We start from the raw sequence: 23,042 nt of genomic DNA, 5'->3' as shown, positions 1-23,042 counted from the left end.
CGCTGTGCGGGGGTGTCCCGCGGCCCGCTCGGCCCGCTCTCCGGTAGGCGGCCCCGGCGGCGGCCGCGAGGTCACAGGACGGCGGCGAACCGGGGGCCCGGTACCCAAGCGTCCGTTCGCCGTGGTCCACTGGGCACCTTGCCGAGCGAGGGGAGCGTGCGACATGATCCTGGACCTTGACCTGCAGACCGACTACTTCCGGGCTGCCGACGAGACGGCCGTGCGAACGGTGCTGGCCGACAAGGAGGGGAAGCCCGCGGAGGCGTTCGAATCCGTGCGGGCCAAGCGGATCGATCCGACCACCGTGCTGCGCCGGCTGGTGGCCGCCGTGGAGACCAAGGAGTTCGAGGCCGGCGGCGCGCCGGACCGCTCGATCTGGCCTACCGGGCCGCAGCCCTGGGTGACGGAGGAGGGGTCGGTCACCGAGGTAGACCGGGAGGACCCGTGGATGACCGGGCCCTGGGTGGTGGAACTGCCCGACGAGACCCGCGACATCCTCGCCACCATCGAGCGCAAGCGGCTGCCCGAACTCGCCGCCCGCTGGGCCCGCGCCGAGGAGCTCCGGCCGCTGGCGACCGCCGAACTCGTCCAGCTGATCCACCGCCTGGGCGTCCTGGCCCGCCGTGCCCAGAAGGCCCAGCAGCACCTGTACTGCGCCCTCTCCGGCTGACTCCGCTTGTCCGAACTCGAGTTCTTCCGCGCCCCGAACGCCGCCGCCGTCCTCACCACCCTCGGCGGCGGCCCCGCGCTGCCCGCCTTCGACGGCCTGCGCGCGCGCCTCACCGACCCGGTCGACGTCCTGCTGCTGATGGAGGAGCTGGTCGTCGACGGGCCGGACCCGTCGCTGATCACCGGTCTCATCTGGCCGGAGATCGACCCGGCCGCGTACGGCTGCTTTCTGTCCAACGCGCCCCACTTCGGGGAGCCGTGGACGTACGGGATCAACCCGGCCGTCCGCGACGCACTGGCCGCCGCGAGCCCGGCCGGGCTCGCCGCGCTGCGGCCGTACCAGGGCGTCGAACCGCCTGCCGCCGCGCTCGAACAGCTCTCCGCGATGGCCGGGTTGGCCCGCCGCGCGGTGGCGGCCGGCGAGTCGCTGTACTACCGGACGGGAACCGCCGCCTGACCCGTCGTCACGCCGTCACGGCGCGGGCCGACCGCTCGACGCCCTCGCGCAGCCGTCGTTCGCCGAGTTCGGGCAGCAGCGCCGTGACGTGTTCGGCGGCCGGCGCCGCCGGCGGGGCGGGCGCGGTGTGCTGCCGGTCGGGGGCGCCGGCCAGCAGCACCGTCAGGTGGCGGCGCCGGAACCGGTACGCGCCGATCCGGGGTAGCGGGCGCCCGGCGCGGCGGTCTCCGACATCCGCGCCAGCGCCAGGTGCGGCAGCAGGTGGTCGACGTACGCCGCGACGAACGCGACCGCGCGCTCCTGCGCCGACGCGCCCGGACCGAACGGCGGCGGCCCGTGCAGGATCCCGTCCTGGAGTTCGCGCTCGCGGGCGTCCAGCAGCAGCACCGTCGGCCCCGGCCTGTCGCCGGAGCGCCGGAACAACGTGCCCTTGCCGACGCCCGCGGCCGTCGCCACCTGGTCCGTCGAGACCGCGTCCACGCCGTGCTCGGCGAACAGCCGGGCGGCGGCCGCCAGCACCGCGGCGCGGTTGCGGGCGGCGTCGGCGCGCCCCTTGGGCGGCGGGGTCCGCAGCAGCTCCAACGGGATCGCCGAACTCTCGCCTCCCCGTCGAGTCCGCCCGACCCCTGCCACTCAGCCGCTGAGCCGCTCAGCGCCCGCCCGCCGTGCGCTGGGTGACGGCGATGCAGGCGACGACCGCGAGGGCGGTCGGGACGGCGAGGGCCGGGAGCGGCTCGGCGAGCAGCAGGACGGCCCAGCAGATCGTCAACAGGGGCTGGGCGAGCTGGAGCTGGCTGGCACGGGGGACGCCGATCGCGGCCATGCCGCGGTACCAGACCACGAAGCCGAGGAACTGCGAGACCACGCCGAGGTAGGCCAGCCCGGTGACGCCGCGAAAGGTCCAGTGGACGGGTTCGGCGGCCAGGCCGAGGGCGGCGGTGACGGCGGTGACGGGGAGGGCGGCGACCAGGCTCCAGGCGATCACCTGCCAGCCGGGCAGGGTGCGGGCCAGCCGGCCGCCCTCCGCGTAGCCGACGGCGCAGATCAGCAGGCCGACGAAGAGGTACAGGTCGGCGGTGGCCAGTCCCGCGCCGTGACTCTGCCGGACGGTGAAGGCCAGCACCGCGAGCGCCCCGACGAACGCGGCGAGCCAGAAGGCGCGGGGCAGTCGGGTTCCGGCGCGGCGGGCGGCGACCGCGGCGGTGGCCAGCGGCAGCAGGCCGATCACCACGGCGGAGTGCGCGGTGGAGGCCTGCTGCAGGGCGAAGGTGGACAGCAGCGGGAACCCGACCACGCAGCCCGCCACCACGGCGGCCAGGCCCGACCAGGCGGACCGCGGCGGCATCCGGGCGCCGGCCGCCGCCAGGCAGGCCGCGGCGAGCAGCCCGGCCAGGACTCCGCGCAGTCCGGTGAGCGTCCAGGGCCCGAAGCCCCGCAGGGCCCACGTCATGGCGGGGAAGGTGAAGGAGAAGGCGAGCGTCCCCAGCGCGGCCTGGACGGTTCCGGTGACTGCTACTGGCAGTGGGGCGATAGCGCTATTCTGTGCTGACATACAGGACGGTAGCAGTTGCCCTCAGGCGATCGGAAGGTCTGTCAATGACCGTGCAGGAGCTGACGGAAGCGCTGCGCAGCACGGTGTTGCGCTACTCGCCGGGCGAGCGGATTCCCAGTAGCAGGGAGCTGGTGGAGCGCTACCGGGTCAGTCCGGTCTCGGTGTCCCGGGCGATCCGCGAGCTGGTCGCGGAGGGCGTGGTGGTGGCGCGTCCGGGCGCGGGGGTGTTCCGGGCCGAGCCACGGCCCGCTCCTCTCCCGCAGGGCGACTTCTCCTGGCAGGAGGTGGCGCTCAGTGCGGAGGCGGGTGCGCCGCCGGCCCGGACGGTGGACGCCGCGGGGGTGCTGACGGCGCTCGCGCTGGCCCCGCCGGAGGTGATCGACCTGAACAGCGGCTACCCGCACGCGTCGCTGCTGCCCGAGCGGGCGCTCGCCGGTGCGCTGTCCCGGGCGGGCCGCCGCCCCGGCGCGTGGGGGCGTCCGCCCCTGGAGGGCCTGCCGGAGCTGCGCGGCTGGTTCGCCCGGCAGGTCGGCGGGGGCGTCACCGCGGCCGAGGTGCTGATCACCGCCGGCGGCCAGAGCGCGCTGACCACGGCGCTGCGTTCGCTGGCCCCGCCCGGTGCGCCGGTGCTGGTCGAATCCCCCACCTATCCGGGCCTGTTGGCGATCGCCCGGGCCGCCGGACTGCGTCCGGTGCCGGTTCCGGTGGACGAGGACGGGGTGCGTCCCGAGCGGCTGGCGGAGGCGTTCGCGGTGTCCGGCGCCCGGCTGTTCGTCTGCCAGCCGCTGTTCCAGAACCCGACCGGCACGGTGCTCGGCGCGGAGCGGCGGCGGGCCGTGCTGGCCGCCGCGAAGCGCGCCGGAGCGTTCGTGGTGGAGGACGACTTCGCCCGGCTGCTGGCCCACACCGACGCCCCCGAACTGCCGCCGCCGCTGGCCGCCGACGACCCCGACGGCACCGTGGTGCACGTGCGCTCGCTCACCAAGGCGGCCTCGCCGAGCCTGCGGGTGGGGGCGCTGGTGGCCCGCGGCCCGGCGCTGGCCCGGCTGCGCGCCGTCCAGACGGTGGACTCCTTCTTCGTCCCGCGTCCGCTCCAGGAAGCCGCCCTGGAGCTCGTCACCTCCGCCGACTGGCCGCGCCATCTGCGCACGCTGGGGCGGGAGTTGACCGCCCGCCGGCAGCTGTTCGCCGCCGCCCTGGCCGACCGCGCCCCGGCCCTGCTGCCCGCCCGGCTCCCGTACGGCGGCTTCCACCTGTGGCTGCCGCTGCCCGCTCACATCGACCCGGCCGCCTTCGCCGCCGCCGCGCTGCGCCACGGCGTCACCGTCACCCCCGGCACGGGCTACTTCACCGCGGAACCGGCCCCGCGGGTCCGGGTGAGCTGGGCCGGAGCCGAGAACCATGCCCAACTGGCGGACGCCGCCCACCGGTTGGCCGCCGCGTCGACATCACTTGGCGGATAGCTTCGCCCGGTCGGCCTCGACGGCGGCCTCCCAGTCCTCCTTCGCCGGGACGTCGAGGACGGCCGACTGACGGGCCGTGATCCGGCGGACCACCTGGATGAACAGCGCCGCCAGGACGATGTCCGCCACCACGGGGGCCGACTTGTCACCGGGCAGCAGGCCCCCGAGGGCGGACAGCGGAGCCACCACGCAGAGCAGGTGCACCAGGATCGGGTCGGCGCTCACCCCCAGGGTCCGCCACAGGCCGAGCAGGATCCGCCGGCGCATCCAGAGGTTGGCCACCGGGATCAGCCAGCCCGCGGTGGTCGGGCCCAGCCGGTACGGCTGACTCCCGGGCGCGAGCGCCTCGGCGTTGCGCCAGCACTTGCGCACCCAGACCGCGCCGGCCGAGCAGGACACGACGACGAGCAGCAGGTAGCCGACCATGATCAGTCCCACGACCTCCGACGCCGGCCTCAGCCCGCTCAGGACGACGACGACCGATCCGAACTCCAGGAGCCCCTGGAGCGCGAGCGCCCACCCGAGGCCGCGCGCAGACTCCCGCGGATTGGCGGGTGCGGTCGGCCGGTCCATCTGAACTCCCCTTGGCTGCGAGTGAAATCCGCTGGACATCAGCAGACCCGGCCCGCCGTCAGCGGGCGAGTTCCAGCAGTGCGATGCCGGTCAGCACGGTGGCGCTGGCGGCCAGGCGCAGCGCGCCGAGGCGTTCGCGCAGGACGAGGGTGCCGATCAGGGCGGCGATCACGATGGAGGTCTCGCGCAGCGCGGCGATGGTGGGCAGGTCGCCGACGGTCTGCGCCCACACCACCAGGCCGTACGCGGTGAGCGACATCAGGCCGCCGGCCATCGCGGCGGCGCGGCCCTCGCGCAGCGCGGGCAGCAGGGCGCGGCCGCGGACGGCGAGGACGGCGGCGAGGACGGCCAGGCCCTGCAGCAGGAACATCCAGGCGATGTAACCGGCGGTGGAGGCGGCGGCGCGCACCCCGCTCCCGTCCACCACGGTGTAGCCGGCGATCAGCACGCCGGTGCCGAGCGCGGCGGCCAGCGCCGGGAGTTGGTCGCGGCGCGGCCACCCGCCGACCAGGGCGAGTCCGGCCAGGCCGAGCGAGATCACCGCGACGGCGGCGACCTGCCCCACCGGCAGCGGGTGGTGCAGGACGGTCGCGGCGAGCAGGGCGACCACCGCCGGGGAGGTGCCGCGGGCGATCGGGTACATCTGGCCGAAGTCGCCGAGCCGGTAGGCCCGGGCCAGCAGCAGCTGGTACCCGAGCTGCAGGGCGGTCGAGGCCAGCAGGTACGGCACGGCGCGGGCGCCCGGCAGCGGCACGACCAGCGCGAAGACCGCGCCGAAGGCCGCGAACACCACGTTCATCAGCGCCAGCCCGGCCAACCGGTCGCGCACCCCGTGCACCAGCGCGTTCCACACCGCGTGCAGCAGCGCGGCCGCCAACACCACGAACGGCACGGCGTTCTGGCTCACCGGCGTCTCCCTCCGACAGCTCCCCGACCATCCACTTGTACAGACAACTTAGCGTGCGGCCGTCACCCGTCCACCACCGCCCCGGTGGCCCGCCCGCGCAGGGCCGGGCGAGACTGGACGGGTGCCCGAACTCCCCGAAGTACAGGCGCTCGCCGAGCGGCTGACCGCCGCCTGCGCCGGGCGCGTCCTGGAGCGTGTGGACGTGCTGTCGATCCAGGCGCTGAAGACCGTCGACCCGCCGGTGCAGGCGCTCACCGGACGGGCCGTCAGCGGGGTGTCCCGCCACGGCAAGTTCCTCGACCTGGCCACCGACGGCGGCCCGCACCTGGTGGTGCACCTCGCCCGGGCCGGCTGGGTGCACCGGCGGGAGTCCTTCCCCGCCAAACCGCCGGGCCGGCGCGGCCCGCTCGCACTGCGGCTGGTGCTGGACGACGGCAGCGGCTTCGACCTCACCGAGCAGGGCACCACCAAGCGGCTCGCCGCCCACGTGGTGACGGACCCTCAGCAGGTCCCCGGCATCGCCCGCCTGGGCGTCGACGCGCTCGCCGTCACCCCTGGGCAGCTGACCGCGCTGGCCGCCGGGGCCCGGCAGCGGCTGAAGACCTTCCTGACCGACCAGACCGTCCTGGCCGGCATCGGCAACGCGTACTCCGACGAGATCCTGCACACCGCCAGGCTCTCCCCGTACGCACTGGCGGCCTCGCTGGACGCCGAGCAGCTGGCCCGGCTGCACGCCGCCGTCCGGCACGAACTGGGCGGCGCGCTGGAGCAGTTGCGGGCGGCGCCGGTCGGCGGGCTGAAGTCGGAGAAGAAGGCCGGCCTTGCGGTGCACGGCCGGGCCGGCGAGCGCTGCCCGGTGTGCGGGGACACCGTGCGCTCGGTGAACTTCGCCGACTCCTCGCTCCAGTACTGCCCGACCTGCCAGACCGGCGGGCGGGTGCTGGCCGACCGCCGACTGTCCCGACTGCTCAAGTAGCAACCCCACCCCGATCGAAGCTTCCGTGATCGAAGCTGCGCGAATCTCGCTATGATCAAGCAGCTTCGATCAGCAGACCGACCGTATCCAAGTCCCTGGGGGCGTCCACCGTGATCCTCACCGTCACACCCAACCCGGCGCTGGACGTCACCTACACCGTCCCCCACTTCCGCCCGCACACCAGCCACCGGGTCACCGGTATCGCCGCCCAGGCCGGCGGCAAGGGCGTCAACGTGGCCCGGGTGCTCACCGCGCTCGGCCGCCCCGCCCGCTGCGTCCTGCCGCTCGGCGGCCCCACCGGCGAGGCGGTGCGCACCGAACTCGCCGCCGCCGGGCTCGACCACGCCGCCGTCCCGATCGCCGGCGACACCCGCCGCACCGTCGCCGTGGTCGACACCGCCGACGCCACCATGTTCAACGAGCCCGGCCCGGCGCTCGCCCCCGCCGAGTGGGACGCACTGCTCGCCGAGACCGAACGCCACCTCCCGCAGGCCGCCGTCCTGGTCCTCTCCGGCAGCCTCCCGCCCGGCGCCCCCGCCGACGGCTACGCCCAACTCGTGACCCTGGGACGCGGGTTCGACGTTCCCGTGGTGCTCGACGCGGACGGCCCCGCCCTGCTCGCCGCACTGCCCGCCCGCCCCACCGCGGTCAAGCCGAACGCCGCCGAACTCACCGCCGCCACCGGTCTGCCCGACCCGCACGACGCCGCCCGGACCCTGCTGCGCCGCGGCGCCGAGTCCGTCCTCGCCTCGCTCGGCCCCGACGGCCTGCTCGCCGTCGACGCCCACGGCTCGTGGCGCTGCGCCCCGCCCGCCGCCGTCACCGGCAACCCCACCGGCGCGGGCGACTCCACCGTCGCGGCGCTCGCCGCCGGCCTGTCCGGCAACGCCGGCTGGTCCGCGATCCTCCCCGACGCGGTGGCGCTGTCCGCCGCCACCGTGCTGCACCCCCGGGCCGGCCACTTCGACGACGACGCCTACCGCCGCCTCCGCCACTCCCTCACCGCCGCCCGCCTCGGCGCGGCCTCCCCCTCCGGCTGGTGACTCCCCGTCCCCACCCGCCGGTTGACCGGGGCCGGAGGGCGGGCCGTACGCTGACCACCGTGGCCCACGGGAGACGCCGCTGACGGGAGGTCCGGAGCGTGGGCGTTGCGGCGCTGGGAGTGGTGGTACTGGTCGGAGCGACCGTGCAGCGGCTGTCCGGGATGGGGTTCGCGCTGATCGCCGCACCGGTGCTGGTCCTGGTGCTCGGCCCGGCCGGCGGCGTGGGGCTGGCGAACTGCGCCTCGGGGGTGATCAGCGTGCTCGGGCTGGCCGTCGGCTGGCGCGGGGTGCGGGCCGGACGGATGGTGCCGCTGGTGCTGGCCGCCGCACTCACCGTGCCGCTCGGCGCCCGGCTGGCGACGGTCGCGCCCGAGGCGGTGCTGCTGGTCGCGATCGGCACGGTGGTGAGCGCGGTGTCCGTGGTGGTGATGCTCGGCGTCCGGGCGGCGGCGCTGCGCGGAGTGCCCGGGGCGGTGGTGGCGGGCGCCGCCGGCGGACTGCTGAACGCGGCCGCGGGCGTCGGTGGTCCGCCGGTGTCGCTGTACGCGGCGAACTGCGGCTGGTCGGCCCGCGAATTCCTGCCCAACGCCCAGTTCTTCGGCCTCGCGGTGAACGTCATGTCGCTGAGCGCGAAGGGCCTGCCGGCCCTGTCCACCCCGCAGTGGACGGTCGCGGCCTGCGCTGTCGCCGTCGGCACCGTCGCCGGCCACCTGATGGCCGGCCGCGTCCCGGACCGCCCCGTCCGCCGACTGGTCCTCGGACTGGCCCTCGCCGGCGGCCTGCTCACCCTGTTCAGGGGCCTGGCCGCCGGGCTCTGACGCCGGTCCGATTCGCCCGGCGGCGCCGGCTCGCCCACCGGGCCGGCCCCGGATCCCGCGCCGGGAACACCTGCCGAAACAACTCGCTTTCCGGCTCGGCTTTTTGACGCTGCAAATCGTCGACTTCCGCCGCTCCGCCCACTCGACCGACGACAGCCGACGTTCACTCGGACGGCGTATTGGGCGGAATGGTTCGAGCACAATACATTGGATTTCGACGACGCCGACGCGGCGTCCGGCACCGGGCGCATTCGCCGTCCCGCCCCGTCAGGACCGACTAACCGACAAATCCGGCGACCTCCCGCACGGCCGCCGATGAGGACCGCCGATTCCACCGGCCGTCCGACGGACTCCTTTCCGGGGAATCGCACCGCCCCGACGAACACCCCTCCTTCGGGCACGGCCTGCGAAGGCCGCACGGGATGCGCCCCGGCACACCATTCACTCGGGAGGAACCATGAACGCCGCCGCCAGCTGGGACGACATCCTGGTCCGGGACAACTTCCAGGACACGGGGCAGACGCCCACCGCCGACCCGGTCTGGGAGTCCCCGGACATCATCCCCTTCGGCAGCGACATCCTCGACTTCGATCTGCTGGAGTCCAGCTACAACGGGCCCGACCTCGGGCTGCGCCACCCCATCGTGCAGGGGCAGCTCAACCGCATCTACGTCCGCGGGAAGAACCTACGGACCGGCTGCCCCACCTCCGGCGACGTCAGGCTCTACTTCGCCCCCGGCGGACTGCTGCTGGACCCGCGGGCCTGGACCCCGATCGCCGCGGAGGGCGGCGGCACCAGCGTGCCGTTCACCGTCCGCGGCGGCTCCCGGGAGATCCCGCCCGGACGGATCTGCGTCAGCCGGTCCGCGTTCCTCTTCCCCAGCGACACGCCGCCGGGCCACTACTGCACGATCACCACCGTGGACACCCCCGCCCATCCCGTGTCCGCGACGCTGCCCACCTTCAGCTCGCTCGCCGACTACCTGAACTGGGTCAGGTACAACCCCAACGTCGGCTGGCGCAACATCGACGTCATCCCGTGCCGGCGGACCAACTACGTGCTCGCCAACCTGGCCATCTGCAACCTGAACAACACCCCCACGCGATTCGTCTTCGGAATCTCCGGCACGGACCTGCCCTCCGGCACCGCGACCTTCTCCAACACCGACCAGAAGGCCCCGTTCAGCCTGACCGCACAGATCTACTCGCCCGGCACCGACGAGGGCTACACCCGCTCGATCCTCCTGCCCGCCGACTACTCCGGCACCGTCACGGTCGTGGTCCAGCTCGACCAGCCGCTCCCGTGCGACGCCCGGATCGTCCTGCGCGCCTACAACCCGGTCACCAACAACGCCGGGGCCCTCGAACGCCGGCTCGCCGTCCCCCTCACCGGCGTCCCCGAACTCGCCGACGCCCTCTTCCTCGAACTCGGCGCCTACACCTTCGTCGCCGCGGACACCGGCTCCTGACCCACCCGACCGAACTCCGCCGAGGCCGGTGCGCCCCGCCGAGGGGCACACCGGCCGCCGGCCGTTCAGCCGGTCGCCCCCCGATCCCGACTGCCGCTGCCGACCAGAGCTACGTGCCCGGCCCCGCCGTCCGGCTGACCGGCCACGCGCCCGGCGCCGACCGGGTCGACCTCGCCATCGGGGAGCACGGGCTCGGCGCCCCCCCGTCGAGAACGGTCTGTGGACCTGGCGGCCCGCCTGGGAGTGGCGCGGCGGCGGGTACACCGTCGAGGTCCGCGCCGACGACGCCGACGGCCGCGTCTCGCCGCCCGGCCGGGTCGGCTTCATGGTGGCCGGCGCGCTCGCCCGGGACGCCAGGCTCCGGCAGCGCTACGGTGGTTGACACTCCGTCAGAACGCGGCCGCGACGGTGAGCAGCTCCGCCCGGTGCTCGGAGAAGCCGGTGTCCTCCTGGGCGCAGCCGTGCCGGGGCAGCGCGGTGAACAGGTGGTCCAGCTTGAGCCCGTTCTCGTGGGTACGCTCGAAGCCGGTGTGCTGGCCCGGCGTGTTCTGGGCGCACTCCTGGACGGTGTCGAAGGAGGCGGCCGGCCGGATCCGGGCGTCCTTGTTGCGCGGGCCCGGCGGCGAGGAGTTGAAGTGGCCGCCGAACACCGAGCCGGCCGGGCCCGGCGTCCCCGCTGTTCCCGCTTCGAGCAGTGCGGACAGCTGGTCGTCGCGGAGTTCGGCGGCGCGGTCCGAGCGGTCGGTGGGCGGCAGCGAGAGGTGCGCGACGCAGAGCCGCAGGCCGCCGCCGGGCCGGGCGGTCGCGGCGGTGGCTGCGGCGGTGGCGGTGGCGGTGGCGCACAGGATGCCGCGGCGCAGGCCGTGCTCGGGCTGGGGTGCGGCGACCGGTGAGACGTCCGTGAGCGGGGCGGCCGCGAGGATGCCGATGCCGGCCTCGCCCCGTCCGCTGCCGCAGTCCACCGGGGTGGCGCCGCCCGCTCCGTCCAGCTGCTGGTAGAGCTGGAAGGCGAGCTGCCGGGCGGTGCCGAGCCCGGCCCGGGCCCGGTCCAGGTCGCCCCGGCAGGCCCCCTGCACCAGGATCGCCCGGGCCCCGGGGTCCTTCGCCGGCGAGCGCAGCGCCTCGGCCTTCTGCTCGCCGCCGCCGTACCCGCCGCAGCCCCAGGCCGTCACCCCGCACATGTTCCAGGTCGCCACCGTCACCCGGGGTCCGTCCGGCCCGCCCGCGCCGATCAGCGACTCGGCACCGTGCCGCACGGCGGGCACCATCCCGAGCAGCAGCGCCGCGGCGGCCGCACCCACGACCACCCGCAGGCGGTGCCGCGGCCGCGATGGCGTAGTTGGGCGGCACGACTCCCCCGAGCGCTGCACGGTGACGGCGACCAGCACAACTTTGCGCCCGAACCGACCCTGGCGGCGGCCCTAGGCGGTCACGGAGACCAGTGTGAGCAGGCCGCAGACCGTGAGGTTGATCCACTTGTGGGCGGCGAGCACGGCGACGAACTCGCGGATGGTGGCGCTGGGCCAGAAGTAGGCGGCGGTGGGGGAACCGGCGACCTGGCCGTTGAGGGACTCCTGGCGGGCCAGGAGGGCGGTGCGGAAGGCGTGGAAGTTGTTGGTGACGACGATGCAGCGGTAGTGGGGGTCGGCGGCGGTCATCAGGTCGCGGGAGAAGCGGAGGTTCTCCTCGGTGGTGCGGGAGCGGTCCTCGCGGATGATCCGCTCGCCGGGGAAGCCGCGGTCGATCAGGTGGGCGGCCATCGCGTGGGACTCGGGGAGCTGTTCGTCGGGGCCCTGGCCGCCGGAGACGATCAGCAGCGGCGGGCGGCCGGTCGCGGCCTGGCGTTCGTACAGCGCGCGGCCGCGGTCGAGGCGGCTGGCCAGCAGCGGCGGGACCCGGGTGCCGCCGAGCAGGCCGGAGCCGAGGACGACGACGTAGTCCACGTCCTGGCGGGGGGTCAGCCGGCCGTAGAGGTAGGCGTAGCCGATGAAGCAGAGGAACAGGAAGGACAGGTAGCAGGAGAGCAGGAAGACGGTGCGGGCGATCACCACCAGCACGGGCGAGTCGGCCTGGGTGGCGGCGAGCAGCAGGGCGACGACCACCAGGATGCCGAGGCCGCACAGCAGCGACAGCAGGTTGGCGATCCGGCGGCCCTCCTTGCGGAGCATCTTGAAGCCGTTGGCGATCAGCAGGGCGGCGAGCACCAGGGTGGCGAGCGCGGGGGCGAGGACGACCGCGATCAGCACGGTCTCGGCGAGCACGGAGTCGACCTGGCCGAGGGTGACGAGCAGGGCGAAGGCCAGGAAGGTGACGGCGAGTCCGAGGTACAGGGCGTTGCTGAAGCGGCGTCGGTCGCGCAGCACGCCGACGGCGGCCAGCAGCAGGAAGAAGATCGCGGGGGCATACAGGAGCATGGGGGCCAGCCTATGGAAAGGCGCGGCCGGGGCGGCCTGACGTCCGGTGAGATCGGGGCCGCCGATCCGGCGGTCCGACGAACGCCGAGGTCACGTGACGGCGGGTCAGGAGGACGAGCGGGCCGGCACGCCGCCCTGCGGGAGCCCTTCGGCGAGGTCCTCGGCGATCATGCGCTTGGCGATGGTGTCGGCGGCGGCCCGCAGTTCGGCGCTGCGGGGGCGGCCGATGTCCTGCTCCAGGCGGTGGTTCAGCCACTGGGACCAGGCCCGGCCGATGGCCGCGGTCTCCCGTTCCCCGGCCTCGGTGTGCGCGTAGAAACCGCCGTGGGCCTCCAGGAACCCTTCGGCGACCATCCGGTCGAACACCGGCTGGAGCACCTCCGGGGGGACCCGGCGGCGGGCGGCGATCAGGTTGAGGGTGGCGTGGCCGACGCTGCGGGTGAACAGCTCGACCTGCATGACGGCCCAGGCGCCGGCCGTGTCGAGCCGGGTGCCGGAGGAGGCGACGACCTGTCGGGCGGTGTCCAGTCCGACGCCGCCGAGGAGTTTGGCGACGGACAGTTCGAGCAGCTTGGCGGAGTCCCCGGAGGACGGCTGGGCGAAGCCCTCGCCCATGTCGGTGCAGGTGGCCCGGGCGGAGTCGCGGAGTTGGACCTGCTTGAGGAAGAGCGCGACCACGAAGCCGAGCAGCGCGACCGGCACCGTCCACAGGAACACGGTGTGCAGCGAGTCGGCGTACGCCTGGATCACCGGCTCGGCCGCGGCCGGCGGGAGGCCCTGTACGCCGTGCGGGCTCTGCGCGGCGCCGGCGATCTGCTCGGGGCTGCTGCCGGTGGCCCGGGCGGCCGCGGCGACGCCGTCGGCCAGGTTGGTCTTCAGCGCGTTCGTGTAGATGGTGCCGAACACGGCGGTGCCGAACGAGGAGCCGAGGGTGCGGAAGAAGGTGACGCCGGAGGTGGCGGTGCCGAGGTCGGCGTAGTCGACGGTGTTCTGCACGGCGATGGTGAGCACCTGCATGCACAGGCCGATGCCGGTGCCGAGCACGAACATGTAGAGGCTGGCCAGCCAGGCGCTGGTGCCGGGGTTCAGCAGCGAGAGCAGGTACAGGCCGAGCGCCATCACCAGCGAGCCGACGATCGGGAAGATCCGGTACTGGCCGGTCTTGGACACCGTGTTGCCGCTGAAGATGGAGGCGATCAGCAGGCCCAGCACCAGCGGCAGGGTGCGCACGCCGGAGACCGTCGCCGAGTCGCCGTCCACGTACTGCAGGAAGGTCGGCAGGAAGGTCATCGCGCCGAGCATGGCGAAGCCGACGATGAAGCTGAGCACCGAGCAGACCGTGAACACCTGGTTGCGGAACAGCCGCATCGGCAGGGTCGGTTCGGCGGCGCGGGTCTCCACCCAGCAGAACAGGCCGAGCGCGACCACGCCGCCGACGAACAGGCCGATGATGACGGGCGAGCTCCAGGCGTACTCGTTGCCGCCCCAACTGGTCGCCAGGATCAGGGCGCTGGCCCCGATCGCGACCAGGGCGATGCCCAGGTAGTCGATGACGGGTCGGGCCGCGGAGCGGACCACGGGAATGTTCCGGGCCGCCGCGATGACCACCAGGACGGCGATCGGCACGTTGACGTAGAACGCCCAGCGCCAGGACAGGTGGTCGGTGAACAGCCCGCCGAGCAGCGGGCCGATCACCGTGGCGACGCCGAACACCGCACCGATCGCGCCCTGGTACTTGCCGCGTTCGCGCAGCGGGATGACGTCGGCGATCAGCGCCATCGAGGTGACCATCAGGCCGCCCGCGCCGATGCCCTGGACGGCGCGCCAGGCGATCAGCAGCGTCATGTTGGTGGCGAGGCCGCACAGGAACGAGCCGGTGATGAAGACGATCGCGGAGACCTGGAAGACCACCTTGCGGCCGAACAGGTCGCCGAACTTGCCGACCAGCGCGGTGGTGACGGTCTCCGCGAGCAGGTAGGACGTCACCACCCAGGACATGTGCGCGGCGCCGCCGAGGTCCGCGACGATGGTGGGCAGCGCGGTGCCGACGATGGTCTGGTCGAGGGCGGCCAGCAGCATGCCGAGCACGATGGTGCCGAAGACGACGTTCCGCTGGCGCCGGTCGAGGACGGGCGGGGCCGCCTGGCCGGTCTCGCTGGTGGTGGTCACCACGGTATCGTCACACTTTGTCCCGGACTGTCCGGTTCGACACCCCGTCCAGCCCGTGAGTGATCAGCTGATGATCCTTCAAAACGGTGCGACAGGACCGCCGGCCCACCGCGTTAGAGGGGCATGGACAGCACGACGACGAGCGGGGCCGGCGGCGGACCCCTGGAGTTCCGGGACTTCGCGGCCGCCCGCAGCCGCCACCTGATACGCACCGCGTACCTGCTGACCGGCGGCGACGCCCACCTCGCCGAGGACCTCGCCCAGGAGGCGCTCGGCAAGCTCTACGGCAGCTGGCGGCGGGTCTGCCGAATGGAGAACCCGGCCGGGTACGCCCGCACCGTCCTGGTCAACACCTTCCTCAGCCACCGGCGCCGACGCAGCAGCCGCGAACACGTCACCGACACCTTCGCCGAATCCGCCGCGCCCGCCGTCGACCCGGCCCTGCGCCTCACCCTGCTCCAGGCGCTCGCCGAACTGCCGCAGCAGGACCGCGCGGTGCTCATCCTGCGCTACTGGGAGGACCTCGGCGTCGAGGAGACCGCCTCCGTCCTGCGGCTCACCCCGAGCGCCGTCCGCTCCCGCGCCTCCCGCGCCCTCGGCCGCCTGCGCACCGGCCTCGGCAGCGAGTTCGACGAACTCGCCCGCCCCTGACGCCCCCTCAGCATTCCCATCACTCCGGAGCCTGCCGATGACTTCCGAAGAGGACTTCGCCCGCGCCCTGCGGGCCTCCGCCGACCACGCCCCCGAACCGCCCACCGAGCTCTTCGCCCTCGCCGCCGAACGCCGCGGCCGCACCCGGGTACGCCGCCGCCGCACCGCCGGCGCCTCGACCCTCGCCCTGGTCGCCGCGGCCGGCTGCGCCCTCACCCTGCTGCCCGACCGCTCCCCCGCGCCTCCCGCGCCGGGCACCGCCCCCCTCGGCCGGGCGTCCCTGCCCGCCATCCTGCGTTCGCTGCTGCCCACCGACGGCACCGTCACCGAGCCCCAGGACACCGTTCCCGCCGACCCGACGCTGATGACCCTGCTGGACTACGACGACGGCCACGGCCCGGGGCGGGTGACGGTGTCCCTCAACCGGCTGGCCACCCCGATCGCCGACGCCACCGCCCTCCAGTGCCCCGACACCCTGGCCCAGCCCACCACCACCTGCCGGTCCACCACCCGCCCCGACGGCTCCCGCCTGGTCACCGCCGTCACCACCCCGCGCTGGGGAGGCGACCGCTACTGGTCGGTGACGTACGCCGCCCCCGACGGCCGGATGGTCTTCGCCGGCGAGAGCACCGACGGCGCCCCCGGGCAGCCCGCCCGCGAACAGCCGCCGGTGACCCAGGAACGCCTCGTCGCCATCGCCACCTCCGACGCCTGGCGGCCCGCCTTCGACACCCTGCCCGCCTCCACCGTGCCACCGGCCCCGCCGGTCGACGCCGCAGCCGTCCTCGCCGCCCTGCGCACCGCGCTGCCCGCCGGCGCCACGCTCGACCCCGGCGCCGAGGCGCCGGACACCCCCGGGCGGGCCCGCGGAACGGTGTCCTTCGCCGGACGCGCCAGCCAACTGACCGTCACCGTCGAACACGGCTGGCAGCGCGGCTTCCCCGACGACCCCGCCACCCGGTTCCGCAACCAGTCGGGCGGCTCGTCGAGCTACCGCCAGAACCCGGACGGGACCCGGTACTTCCTCCAGGAGATCCAGTTCCCGTACCCCGACGTCCCGCAGAGCACCCCCGGCACCCAGTGGATCACCAACGCGCTGCTCCCCGACGGCACCATGGTCACCGTCAAGCTGTGGACGTACGGGCCCGAGTACCGGATCTCCTCCGAGCCGGGCGCGCTCGACCAGCAGCAGCTGATCGACCTGGCCACCTCCCCCGCCTGGCAGCACGCCTGACGCGGCGTCACGTCACGGGGCGCGCCGGAGCGGTCCGGCGCGCCCCGACCGCGATGATGGGGCGATGGACTGCCTGTTCTGCCGCGTCGTCGCCGGCGAGGTCCCGGTGGAGACCGTCCTCGCCGACGACACCGTCCACGCCTTCCTCGACCACCGGCCGCTGTTCCCCGGCCACCTGCTGGTGATCCCGCGACGCCACGTCCCCACCCTCACCGACCTCACCGAACCCGAGACCGGCCCCTACTTCACCCGCGTCCGCCTGCTGACCGCCGCCGTCGAACGCGGCACGGCCGCGGCCGGCAGCTTCGTCGCCACCAACAACCGCATCAGCCAGTCCGTCCCCCACCTCCACACCCACATCGTCCCCCGCAACCCCAAGGACGGCCTCCGCGGCTTCTTCTGGCCCCGCACCCACTACCGCGACGCGGCCCACGCCACGGAGACGGCGGCCCTGATCCGCGCCGCCCTCTGACCCCACCCACTTGCCCGCCCACCCACCCGAGCACCCCACCGCCGTCCGGAACAAGAGCACAGCGCTGCGCGAGCAGATCGGCCGGAGGCCGGCGCTGCGCGAGCAGATCGGCCGGAGGCCGGCGCTGCGCGAACCAGGTCCCGCACCGCCGCAGGCGCACCGCGCCACAACCAACTCAACTCCCCGGCCCCGGCCCGCCGCAGGTGCCAGTGTCTAGGTGTCGTCGGTGGTGCCGCGGACGGAGGTGCGGAAGGCGATGGGGGTGGTGCCGGTGCGTTGGTGGAAGAACTTGGCGAAGTTGGCGGCGTCGGCGAAGCCGAGGTGGTCGGCTATGCGGGCGGCGGGGGTGTCGCTGTGGGCGAGGAGGCGTTTGGCTTCGAGGACGACGCGGCGGTCGACGAATTCCTTGGCGCCGATGCCCGCGGCGGCGAGGGTCGCGCGGGAGAGGGTGCGGGGCGAGTAGCCGAGGGCTTTGGCGTAGTCCTCGACGCGGCGGGTGCGGGTGAAGTGGTGCTCGACGGCGTGGCGGAAGCGGCGGTAGGTCTCGCCGGGCTCGGTGGTGCCGGTGCCGCAGGGGGTCGCGGGGTTGGCGAGGCGCAGCAGGAGTGCGGCGAGCAGGTGGCGGAGGAGGGCGTGGTGGATGTCGGCGGGCAGGTCCGCGCCGGAGGCGTACTCGTGGTGGAGGTGGTGGAGCGCGGCGCGCAGCGCCTCGCGGGCGGGGCCGGCGGTGTGCAGGACGGCGGCGGCGAAGGGGTCGTCGAGGTGGGCGGCGGCGACCGTCGCGGGGTCGGGGAAGCCGGGTTCGAAGAGGACGAGGGTGCCGTCGGCGTCGCCGAGCTCGCCCCATTGCTGGACCTGCCCGGGTCGGACCCAGAGCCAGCTGCCGGGGTGGACGGCGTGCTCGGTGAAGTCGACGGTGTGGTGGAGGGTGCCGCGGTCGAGGGTGAGGAGGTGGTGGAAGGCGGGCCGCTGGGGGCGGTGGAAGGTGCGGTCGGTCGCGGTGGCGCGGCGGGCGCGGAGTTCGGCGAGGGTCATCACTTCGACGCCGACGGGCCCGCCGGGGGGCGCGGCGAAGGGGACCTCGGGGATCGCCGTCCCGGACGTCGGGCTGTCGCTGCCTCGCATGGTCACCACCCGCAGCCAGGCTACCTCCGGTGGATCTTCCGCCGGGAGGGCGGCGGTACGGTCGGTGCAGCAGTGGGACGGGAGGGGAGCGGGGATGGAGCGGCGTCCGACGTTGCACGATGTGGCGCGGGAGGCGGGGGTGAGTGCGAAGACCGTCTCGCGGGTGTTGAACGGGGACGGGCCGGTGGCGGCCGCGACCCGGGAGCGGGTGCAGGCGGTGGTGCGGCGGCTGGGCTTCCGGCCGAACCTGCTGGCGCGCAGCATTCGCACGGGCGGTCCGGACTCGACGGTGGGTCTGGTGGTGCCGGATCTGGACAATCCGTTCTTCGGGGCGTTGGCGGGCGGGGTGGAGGAGGCGGCGCGGGCCCGTGGGTTGACGGTGCTGCTGGGGTGCTCCGGTGGTGATCCGGCGCGCGAGACGGAGGTGGTAAGCGCTTTCCTGGCGCGTCGGACGGCCGTCCTGCTGGTGGTTCCGGCGGCGGGCGGGGAGGCGTCGGCGCAGGCCCGGGCGGCGGGGGTGCCGCTGGTGTTCGTGGACCGGCCGGGGCCGGACGCGGACTGCGTGGTGTCCTCGAACCGGGCGGGCGCCCGCGAGGGCGTGGCCCATCTGCTGGGTCTGGGCCACCGCCGGGTGGCGTTCCTCGGCGATCTGCCGCCGGAGCTGTACACCCGCCGGGAGCGCCTGGCGGGCTACCTGGACGCGTTCGCGGCGGCGGGCGTCACCCCGGCCGACGCCCTGGTCGCGGAGGCCCGGACGGCGGCGGACGCCGAACTCGCGGTGCTGCGGCTGCTCGCGCTGCCGGAGCCGCCGACGGCGCTGTTCGCGTCCCACCTGAACGCGGCGACGGGTGCGGTGCTGGCACTGGGAAGGGCGGGGCGGCGCGAGGTGGCGCTGCTGGCGTTCGACGACCTGCCGCTGGCGGAGGTGCTGGATCCGCCGCTGTCGGCGGTCGCGCAGGCCCCGGCGGAGCTGGGCGCGACGGCGCTCCGACTGGCGCTGGCCCGGCTGGACGGGGACGACTCGCCGCCGCGCACCGAGACGGTCCCGACCCGCCTGGTGCTGCGCGGCAGGCCGGTGACGGCGCACCCTTGACCGCCCGCCGGTGGCGGATGGAGGGTGGCGGCCACGACGATCACCACCCCCAGGAATCCCCCGAGGAGCGCGGATGGCCCCGCAGTTCGGCGACTACCAGAACGAGATCTACTTCGAGGCGCTGTTCGGCGTCGCGCCCAAGTACCCGATGACGTTCGCGGGCCTGGCGGAGCGCGCGGAGCGGACGCTGGCCCCGGACGTGTGGTCGTACGTCGCGGGCGGCGCGGGCGACGAGCACACCCAGCGGGCGAACGTCGCGGCGTTCGAGCGCTGGGGGCTGGTGCCGCGGATGCTGGTCGGCGCGAAGGAGCGGGACCTGCGGGTGGACCTGTTCGGTCTGGAGCTGGCGTCGCCGCTGTTCCTGGCCCCGGTCGGGGTGCTGGGGCTGTGCGCGCCGGACGGGCACGGGGATCTGGCGGCGGCCCGGGCCGCGGCCCGTACGGGGGTGCCGATGGTGGCGTCGACGCTGTCGGTGGACCCGATGGAGCAGGTGGCGGCGGAGCTGGGCGACACGCCGGGGTTCTTCCAGCTGTACACGCCGACCGACCGGGCGCTCGCGGAGTCGCTGGTGCACCGGGCGGAGGCGGCCGGCTTCAAGGGCATCGTGGTGACCCTGGACACCTGGGTGACCGGCTGGCGGCCGCGCGACCTGGGCAGCGGCAGCTTCCCGCAGCTGCGCGGCCACTGCCTGGCGAACTACACCTCGGACCCGGTGTTCCGGGCCGGGCTGAAGGACCCGGACGGGGATCCGCGGGGCGCGGTGATGGACTGGGTGCAGATCTTCGGCAACCCGCTGACCTGGGACGATCTGCCGTGGCTGCGTTCACTGACCGACCTGCCGCTGATCCTGAAGGGCCTGTGCCACCCGGAGGACGTCCGGCGGGCGAAGGACGCCGGCGTGGACGGCGTCTACTGCTCCAACCACGGCGGCCGGCAGGCGAACGGCGGGCTGCCGGCGCTGGAGTCGCTGGCCGAGGTGGTCGCGGCGGCGGACGGCCTGCCGGTGCTGTTCGACTCGGGGGTGCGCAGCGGCTCGGACGCGGTGAAGGCCCTGGCGCTGGGCGCGACGGCGGTGGGCGTGGGCCGTCCGTACGTGTACGGGCTGGCGCTGGGCGGCGAGGCGGGGGTGGTGCACGTGCTGCGGTCGCTGCTGGCGGAGGCGGATCTGCTGATGGCGGTGGACGGCTATCCGTCGCTGGAGTCGCTGCGTGCGCCAGGGGCGCTGCGCCGCCGCTGAGCCCGGCACCGGCGCTCGCCCGCCTTATTGCGACTTACTTGCAATAACAGAGCACATGCAGCAGAGTGGGGCCGCGGGGTCGTCCTCCGATCGTCTTCCCAACCGGCGCCCGCCGGGACACGGCGCCGGCCCCGCGCCAACCTCTCCCCCGCGACGGTCGCCACGGCCTCAGCCGAGCGGCAGCCGCACCACCATGGTCTTGCCACCGCCGTCCGGATCGGCCAGCGTCGCGGTGCCGCCACCGGCCAGCAGCGCCATCTCGTGCACCAGGTTCAGGCCCCAGCCACCGCTGCCGTCGGGGTGCGGCGCCTCCCGGCGGCGCGGACAGTACGGGTGCCGGTCGTGCACCCGGATCGTCAACAGGTCCGGCTCGAAGTCCAGTTGGAGGGTGGCGCGGGGCGAGCGCACTGCCGCGTGCCGGACCGTGTTGGTGACCAGTTCGCTGACCACCAGCAGCACGGTGTCGGTCAGCGGATGGTCCGCGGCCAGGCCGCGGGCGGCCAGTTCGGCGCGGGCGCTGCGGCGCGCCTCGGGCACGGACGCGGGCACGGTCGCCAGGGTCAGGCGGTACCGCACGGTCTGGGGTGGGTCCGCGACAGCCATGGTCGGTCCCTTCACAGCGGGGCAGCGACCGGGGCGGAGCGGGAAGCGCCGTCGTCCGGCCGCGTCGGGGCTCGGCAGCCCTGCCCCGTCCGAACCGGACGGCGAACGAACCGGACAGATGGCCGACAACCAGTACGGTACGGCCGAACCGGCCCATCTGCGGCGGCGGATGGTGGACAGTGGCCACAACTCGCCACCCCCGCCGGGAACTCCGCGCGGCCCTGCCCTGTTCGACGTCAGATCGGCGGCGTGGCGCCCGGGATCCGTTCGAAGACCAGGTTGGTGCGGGTCTGCGCCACCGCCGGATGGGTCGTCAGGTGCTCCACCACGAAGCGGCGCAGCGCCTCCGGGTCGGCCACCGCCACGTGCAGCAGGTAGTCCTCGCTGCCGGCCATGTGGAAGACCGCCAGCACCCCGGGCAGGTCCGGCGCGGCGGCGCGGAAGCTGCCGTTCTGCTCCTGGGTGTGCGCCCGCAGCCGGACCGAGATCATCGCCTGCAGCGACAGGCCGACGGCCGGCAGGTCCACCTCGGCGTGGTAGCCGCGGATCACTCCGCGCTCGCGCAGCGCCCGCACCCGGGTCAGGCAGGTGGACGGGGCGATCCCGACCAGCTCCGCCAGCGCGTTGTTGGCCATCCTGGCGTTCTCCAGCAGCGCCCGGACGATCGCCCGGTCGGTCTCGTCCAACGCCGCACGGGCCCGTGGAATGTTCGGCACGCCCCCAGCGTGGCGGCCCGTACCGAAGATCCGCAAGACCGCGTCCGCCCGCGCCGAATGATCGACTGCCGCTATGGCCTTCGACCGGCGGCAAGTTCACCATCAACGGCCATGAGCCGACTCGACACCAGAGCCGTGCACGCCGGCCGCGACGACCTCGCCGGCCTCGGCACGCACGTCCCCCCGCTCGACCTGTCCACCACGTACCCGGTGCCGGACCTCGCCGCCGGCGGCGACGCCTACCAGGCGCTGGCCACCGGCGGCCGTCCGCCCGCCGAGGGCGGGCTGGTCTACCAGCGGCTGTGGAACCCGACCGTGGCCCGCTTCGAGCAGGCGCTGGCCGAACTGGAGGGCTGCGCCCAGGCGGTGGCCTTCTCCTCCGGCATGGCCGCGCTCACCGCCTGCCTGCTGGCGGCCGCCGCGGAGGGCCGCCGGCACGTGGTCGCGGTGCGGCCGCTGTACGGCGGCTCGGACCACCTGCTGGACTCCGGGCTGCTCGGCACCGAGGTCACCTGGGCGACCCCGGAGACCGTCGGCGACGCCGTCCGGCCGGACACCGGGCTGGTCCTGGTGGAGACGCCCGGCAACCCGACCCTCGATCTGGTCGACCTGGCCGCGATCGCCCGGCAGTGCGGCGACGCGCCGCTGATGGTCGACAACACCTTCGCCACACCGGTGTTGCAGCGCCCCGCCGAGTTCGGCGCCGCGCTGGTGCTGCACTCCGCGACCAAGTCGATCGGCGGCCACGGCGACGTGCTGGCCGGCGCGGTCGCCTGCACCGCCGCGTGGGCCGAGCGGCTGCGCCGGGTGCGCGCCGTCACCGGCGCGATCCTGCACCCGCTGGCCGGCTACCTGCTGCACCGCGGCCTGCAGACCCTGCCGCTGCGGGTCCGCGCCGCCTCGGCGGGCGCCGCCCGGCTCGCCGACTGGCTGGCCGAGCAGCCCGAGGTCTCCGCCGTGCACTACCCCGGCCGCTCCGGCTCCCCGCTGCTCGGACGTCAACTGCTCGGCGGCGGCAGCACCTTGGCCTTCGAGGCGGCGGGCGGCTTCGAGCACGCCGCGGCGATCGCCGAGCGCTGCGAGCTGATCACCCACGCGGTCTCGCTGGGCGGCGTGGACACCCTGATCCAGCATCCGGCCTCGCTCACCCACCGCCCGGTCGCCGCCGCGCACAAGCCCGTCCCCGCGCTGCTGCGGCTGTCCGTCGGCCTGGAGGACCCGGCCGACCTGGAGGCGGACCTCGCCAAGGCGCTGCTCCGGTAGGTGCTGAGGCCTGCCGTACGTCGAGTGCGGGGGCTTTCCCCCGCACCCGTTCGGTGGCCCGCCCCAGCGCGTCGCGCCGTCCCGCCGAACCATGATCGTCACGGGGGTCGCGCCCGGCGGCCCGGACAGGGAGACACGA

At 74.6% G+C, this 23,042-nt stretch carries 24 protein-coding genes; 13 read left to right on the top strand and 11 right to left on the bottom strand.

The window, feature by feature from the left end:
• The first annotated feature begins 163 nt into the window (after positions 1-163).
• Entirely contained in the window at positions 164-670 is a 507-nt protein-coding gene (locus CG736_RS21115; protein ID WP_100587758.1) for a hypothetical protein, read from the top strand.
• Between the two features lie 6 nt (positions 671-676).
• Complete coding sequence (locus CG736_RS21110; protein ID WP_100587757.1) at positions 677-1,126, top strand: hypothetical protein; 450 nt, start codon at positions 677-679, stop codon at positions 1,124-1,126.
• A gap of 7 nt (positions 1,127-1,133) precedes the next feature.
• Here the strand turns inward: CG736_RS21110 and CG736_RS37900 are convergent, their stop codons facing one another.
• The 3 genes from CG736_RS37900 to CG736_RS21100 form a co-directional block, all read right to left on the bottom strand.
• Entirely contained in the window at positions 1,134-1,286 is a 153-nt protein-coding gene (locus CG736_RS37900; protein WP_232734097.1) for a hypothetical protein, read from the bottom strand.
• A gap of 2 nt (positions 1,287-1,288) precedes the next feature.
• Positions 1,289-1,708 (bottom strand): TetR/AcrR family transcriptional regulator, encoded by a 420-nt coding sequence (locus CG736_RS21105; RefSeq protein ID WP_232734096.1) that lies wholly within the window; start codon positions 1,706-1,708, stop codon positions 1,289-1,291.
• 67 nt (positions 1,709-1,775) lie between these two features.
• The gene (locus tag CG736_RS21100) at positions 1,776-2,678 is read right to left on the bottom strand and encodes a DMT family transporter (RefSeq protein ID WP_100587756.1); all 903 of its coding nucleotides are present in this window, start codon (positions 2,676-2,678) and stop codon (positions 1,776-1,778) included.
• A gap of 44 nt (positions 2,679-2,722) precedes the next feature.
• On the opposite strand from CG736_RS21100, the gene CG736_RS21095 reads away from it, so the two are divergent.
• Positions 2,723-4,141, top strand: a complete 1,419-nt coding sequence (locus CG736_RS21095; RefSeq protein WP_100587755.1) for a PLP-dependent aminotransferase family protein — start codon at positions 2,723-2,725, stop codon at positions 4,139-4,141.
• On the opposite strand, the gene CG736_RS21090 is transcribed toward CG736_RS21095, so the two are convergent.
• Both CG736_RS21090 and CG736_RS21085 read right to left on the bottom strand, forming a co-directional pair.
• Complete coding sequence (locus tag CG736_RS21090) at positions 4,127-4,714, bottom strand: DUF4328 domain-containing protein (RefSeq protein WP_157815677.1); 588 nt, start codon at positions 4,712-4,714, stop codon at positions 4,127-4,129. The two genes, CG736_RS21095 and CG736_RS21090, sit on opposite strands and share 15 nt — an antisense overlap.
• 58 nt (positions 4,715-4,772) lie before the next feature.
• On the bottom strand, positions 4,773-5,621 hold the full coding sequence (locus CG736_RS21085; RefSeq protein ID WP_100587753.1) for a DMT family transporter: 849 nt from the start codon (positions 5,619-5,621) through the stop codon (positions 4,773-4,775).
• A gap of 121 nt (positions 5,622-5,742) precedes the next feature.
• On the opposite strand from CG736_RS21085, the gene CG736_RS21080 reads away from it, so the two are divergent.
• From CG736_RS21080 to CG736_RS21065, 4 genes are all read left to right on the top strand, one after another.
• A complete protein-coding gene (locus CG736_RS21080; RefSeq protein ID WP_100587752.1) occupies positions 5,743-6,597 on the top strand; it encodes an Fpg/Nei family DNA glycosylase in 855 nt (284 codons plus the stop codon).
• 110 nt (positions 6,598-6,707) lie between these two features.
• Entirely contained in the window at positions 6,708-7,640 is a 933-nt protein-coding gene (locus CG736_RS21075) for a 1-phosphofructokinase family hexose kinase (protein WP_100587751.1), read from the top strand.
• Positions 7,641-7,738: 98 nt separating this feature from the next.
• Positions 7,739-8,458 carry a TSUP family transporter gene (locus CG736_RS21070; protein WP_100587750.1) on the top strand — a complete coding sequence of 240 codons (720 nt, stop codon included), beginning with the start codon at positions 7,739-7,741 and terminating at the stop codon, positions 8,456-8,458.
• 457 nt (positions 8,459-8,915) lie between these two features.
• A complete protein-coding gene (locus tag CG736_RS21065; RefSeq protein WP_100587749.1) occupies positions 8,916-9,926 on the top strand; it encodes a hypothetical protein in 1,011 nt (336 codons plus the stop codon).
• A gap of 389 nt (positions 9,927-10,315) precedes the next feature.
• On the opposite strand, the gene CG736_RS21060 is transcribed toward CG736_RS21065, so the two are convergent.
• The 3 genes from CG736_RS21060 to CG736_RS21050 all read right to left on the bottom strand — a co-directional run bounded on the left by CG736_RS21060 (position 10,316) and on the right by CG736_RS21050 (position 14,509).
• Positions 10,316-11,233, bottom strand: coding sequence for an endonuclease/exonuclease/phosphatase family protein (locus CG736_RS21060; RefSeq protein WP_157815676.1), 918 nt, complete (start codon positions 11,231-11,233; stop codon positions 10,316-10,318).
• Positions 11,234-11,347: 114 nt separating this feature from the next.
• Positions 11,348-12,340: a YdcF family protein gene (locus CG736_RS21055; protein ID WP_100587747.1), complete on the bottom strand. Its 993-nt coding sequence runs from the start codon at positions 12,338-12,340 to the stop codon at positions 11,348-11,350.
• A gap of 105 nt (positions 12,341-12,445) precedes the next feature.
• Complete coding sequence (locus tag CG736_RS21050; RefSeq protein WP_100587746.1) at positions 12,446-14,509, bottom strand: MDR family MFS transporter; 2,064 nt, start codon at positions 14,507-14,509, stop codon at positions 12,446-12,448.
• Positions 14,510-14,632: 123 nt separating this feature from the next.
• Here CG736_RS21050 and CG736_RS21045 point away from each other — a divergent pair, with 123 nt between their 5' ends.
• The 3 genes from CG736_RS21045 (at position 14,633) to CG736_RS21035 (ending at position 16,866) form a co-directional block, all read left to right on the top strand.
• Complete coding sequence (locus tag CG736_RS21045; RefSeq protein WP_100587745.1) at positions 14,633-15,160, top strand: SigE family RNA polymerase sigma factor; 528 nt, start codon at positions 14,633-14,635, stop codon at positions 15,158-15,160.
• Positions 15,161-15,197: 37 nt separating this feature from the next.
• Positions 15,198-16,394, top strand: coding sequence for a hypothetical protein (locus CG736_RS38660; protein ID WP_100587744.1), 1,197 nt, complete (start codon positions 15,198-15,200; stop codon positions 16,392-16,394).
• A gap of 64 nt (positions 16,395-16,458) precedes the next feature.
• Complete coding sequence (locus CG736_RS21035) at positions 16,459-16,866, top strand: HIT family protein (protein ID WP_100587743.1); 408 nt, start codon at positions 16,459-16,461, stop codon at positions 16,864-16,866.
• 213 nt (positions 16,867-17,079) lie between these two features.
• Here CG736_RS21035 and CG736_RS21030 read toward each other — a convergent pair whose 3' ends face one another.
• Positions 17,080-17,991 (bottom strand): AraC family transcriptional regulator, encoded by a 912-nt coding sequence (locus CG736_RS21030; protein WP_100587898.1) that lies wholly within the window; start codon positions 17,989-17,991, stop codon positions 17,080-17,082.
• A gap of 94 nt (positions 17,992-18,085) precedes the next feature.
• On the opposite strand from CG736_RS21030, the gene CG736_RS21025 reads away from it, so the two are divergent.
• Positions 18,086-19,084, top strand: a complete 999-nt coding sequence (locus CG736_RS21025; RefSeq protein ID WP_100587742.1) for a LacI family DNA-binding transcriptional regulator — start codon at positions 18,086-18,088, stop codon at positions 19,082-19,084.
• 73 nt (positions 19,085-19,157) lie between these two features.
• On the top strand, positions 19,158-20,321 hold the full coding sequence (locus tag CG736_RS21020) for an alpha-hydroxy-acid oxidizing protein (RefSeq protein WP_043910921.1): 1,164 nt from the start codon (positions 19,158-19,160) through the stop codon (positions 20,319-20,321).
• Between the two features lie 168 nt (positions 20,322-20,489).
• Here CG736_RS21020 and CG736_RS21015 read toward each other — a convergent pair whose 3' ends face one another.
• Positions 20,490-20,924, bottom strand: coding sequence for an ATP-binding protein (locus CG736_RS21015; RefSeq protein WP_100587741.1), 435 nt, complete (start codon positions 20,922-20,924; stop codon positions 20,490-20,492).
• Between the two features lie 236 nt (positions 20,925-21,160).
• Positions 21,161-21,640: an Lrp/AsnC family transcriptional regulator gene (locus CG736_RS21010; protein ID WP_232734094.1), complete on the bottom strand. Its 480-nt coding sequence runs from the start codon at positions 21,638-21,640 to the stop codon at positions 21,161-21,163.
• Positions 21,641-21,751: 111 nt separating this feature from the next.
• Between CG736_RS21010 and CG736_RS21005 the strand changes: the two genes are divergently transcribed.
• The gene (locus CG736_RS21005) at positions 21,752-22,903 is read left to right on the top strand and encodes a PLP-dependent aspartate aminotransferase family protein (RefSeq protein WP_100587740.1); all 1,152 of its coding nucleotides are present in this window, start codon (positions 21,752-21,754) and stop codon (positions 22,901-22,903) included.
• The last annotated feature ends 139 nt before the right edge of the window (positions 22,904-23,042 follow it).

The sequence above is a fragment of the Kitasatospora sp. CB02891 genome (genome assembly GCF_002803145.1).
In the GTDB taxonomy this organism is placed as follows: Bacteria; Actinomycetota; Actinomycetes; order Streptomycetales; family Streptomycetaceae; genus Kitasatospora; species Kitasatospora griseola.
The sequence above is the reverse complement of the archived record's forward strand: the minus strand, read 5'-3'. Positions and strand labels throughout refer to the sequence as shown.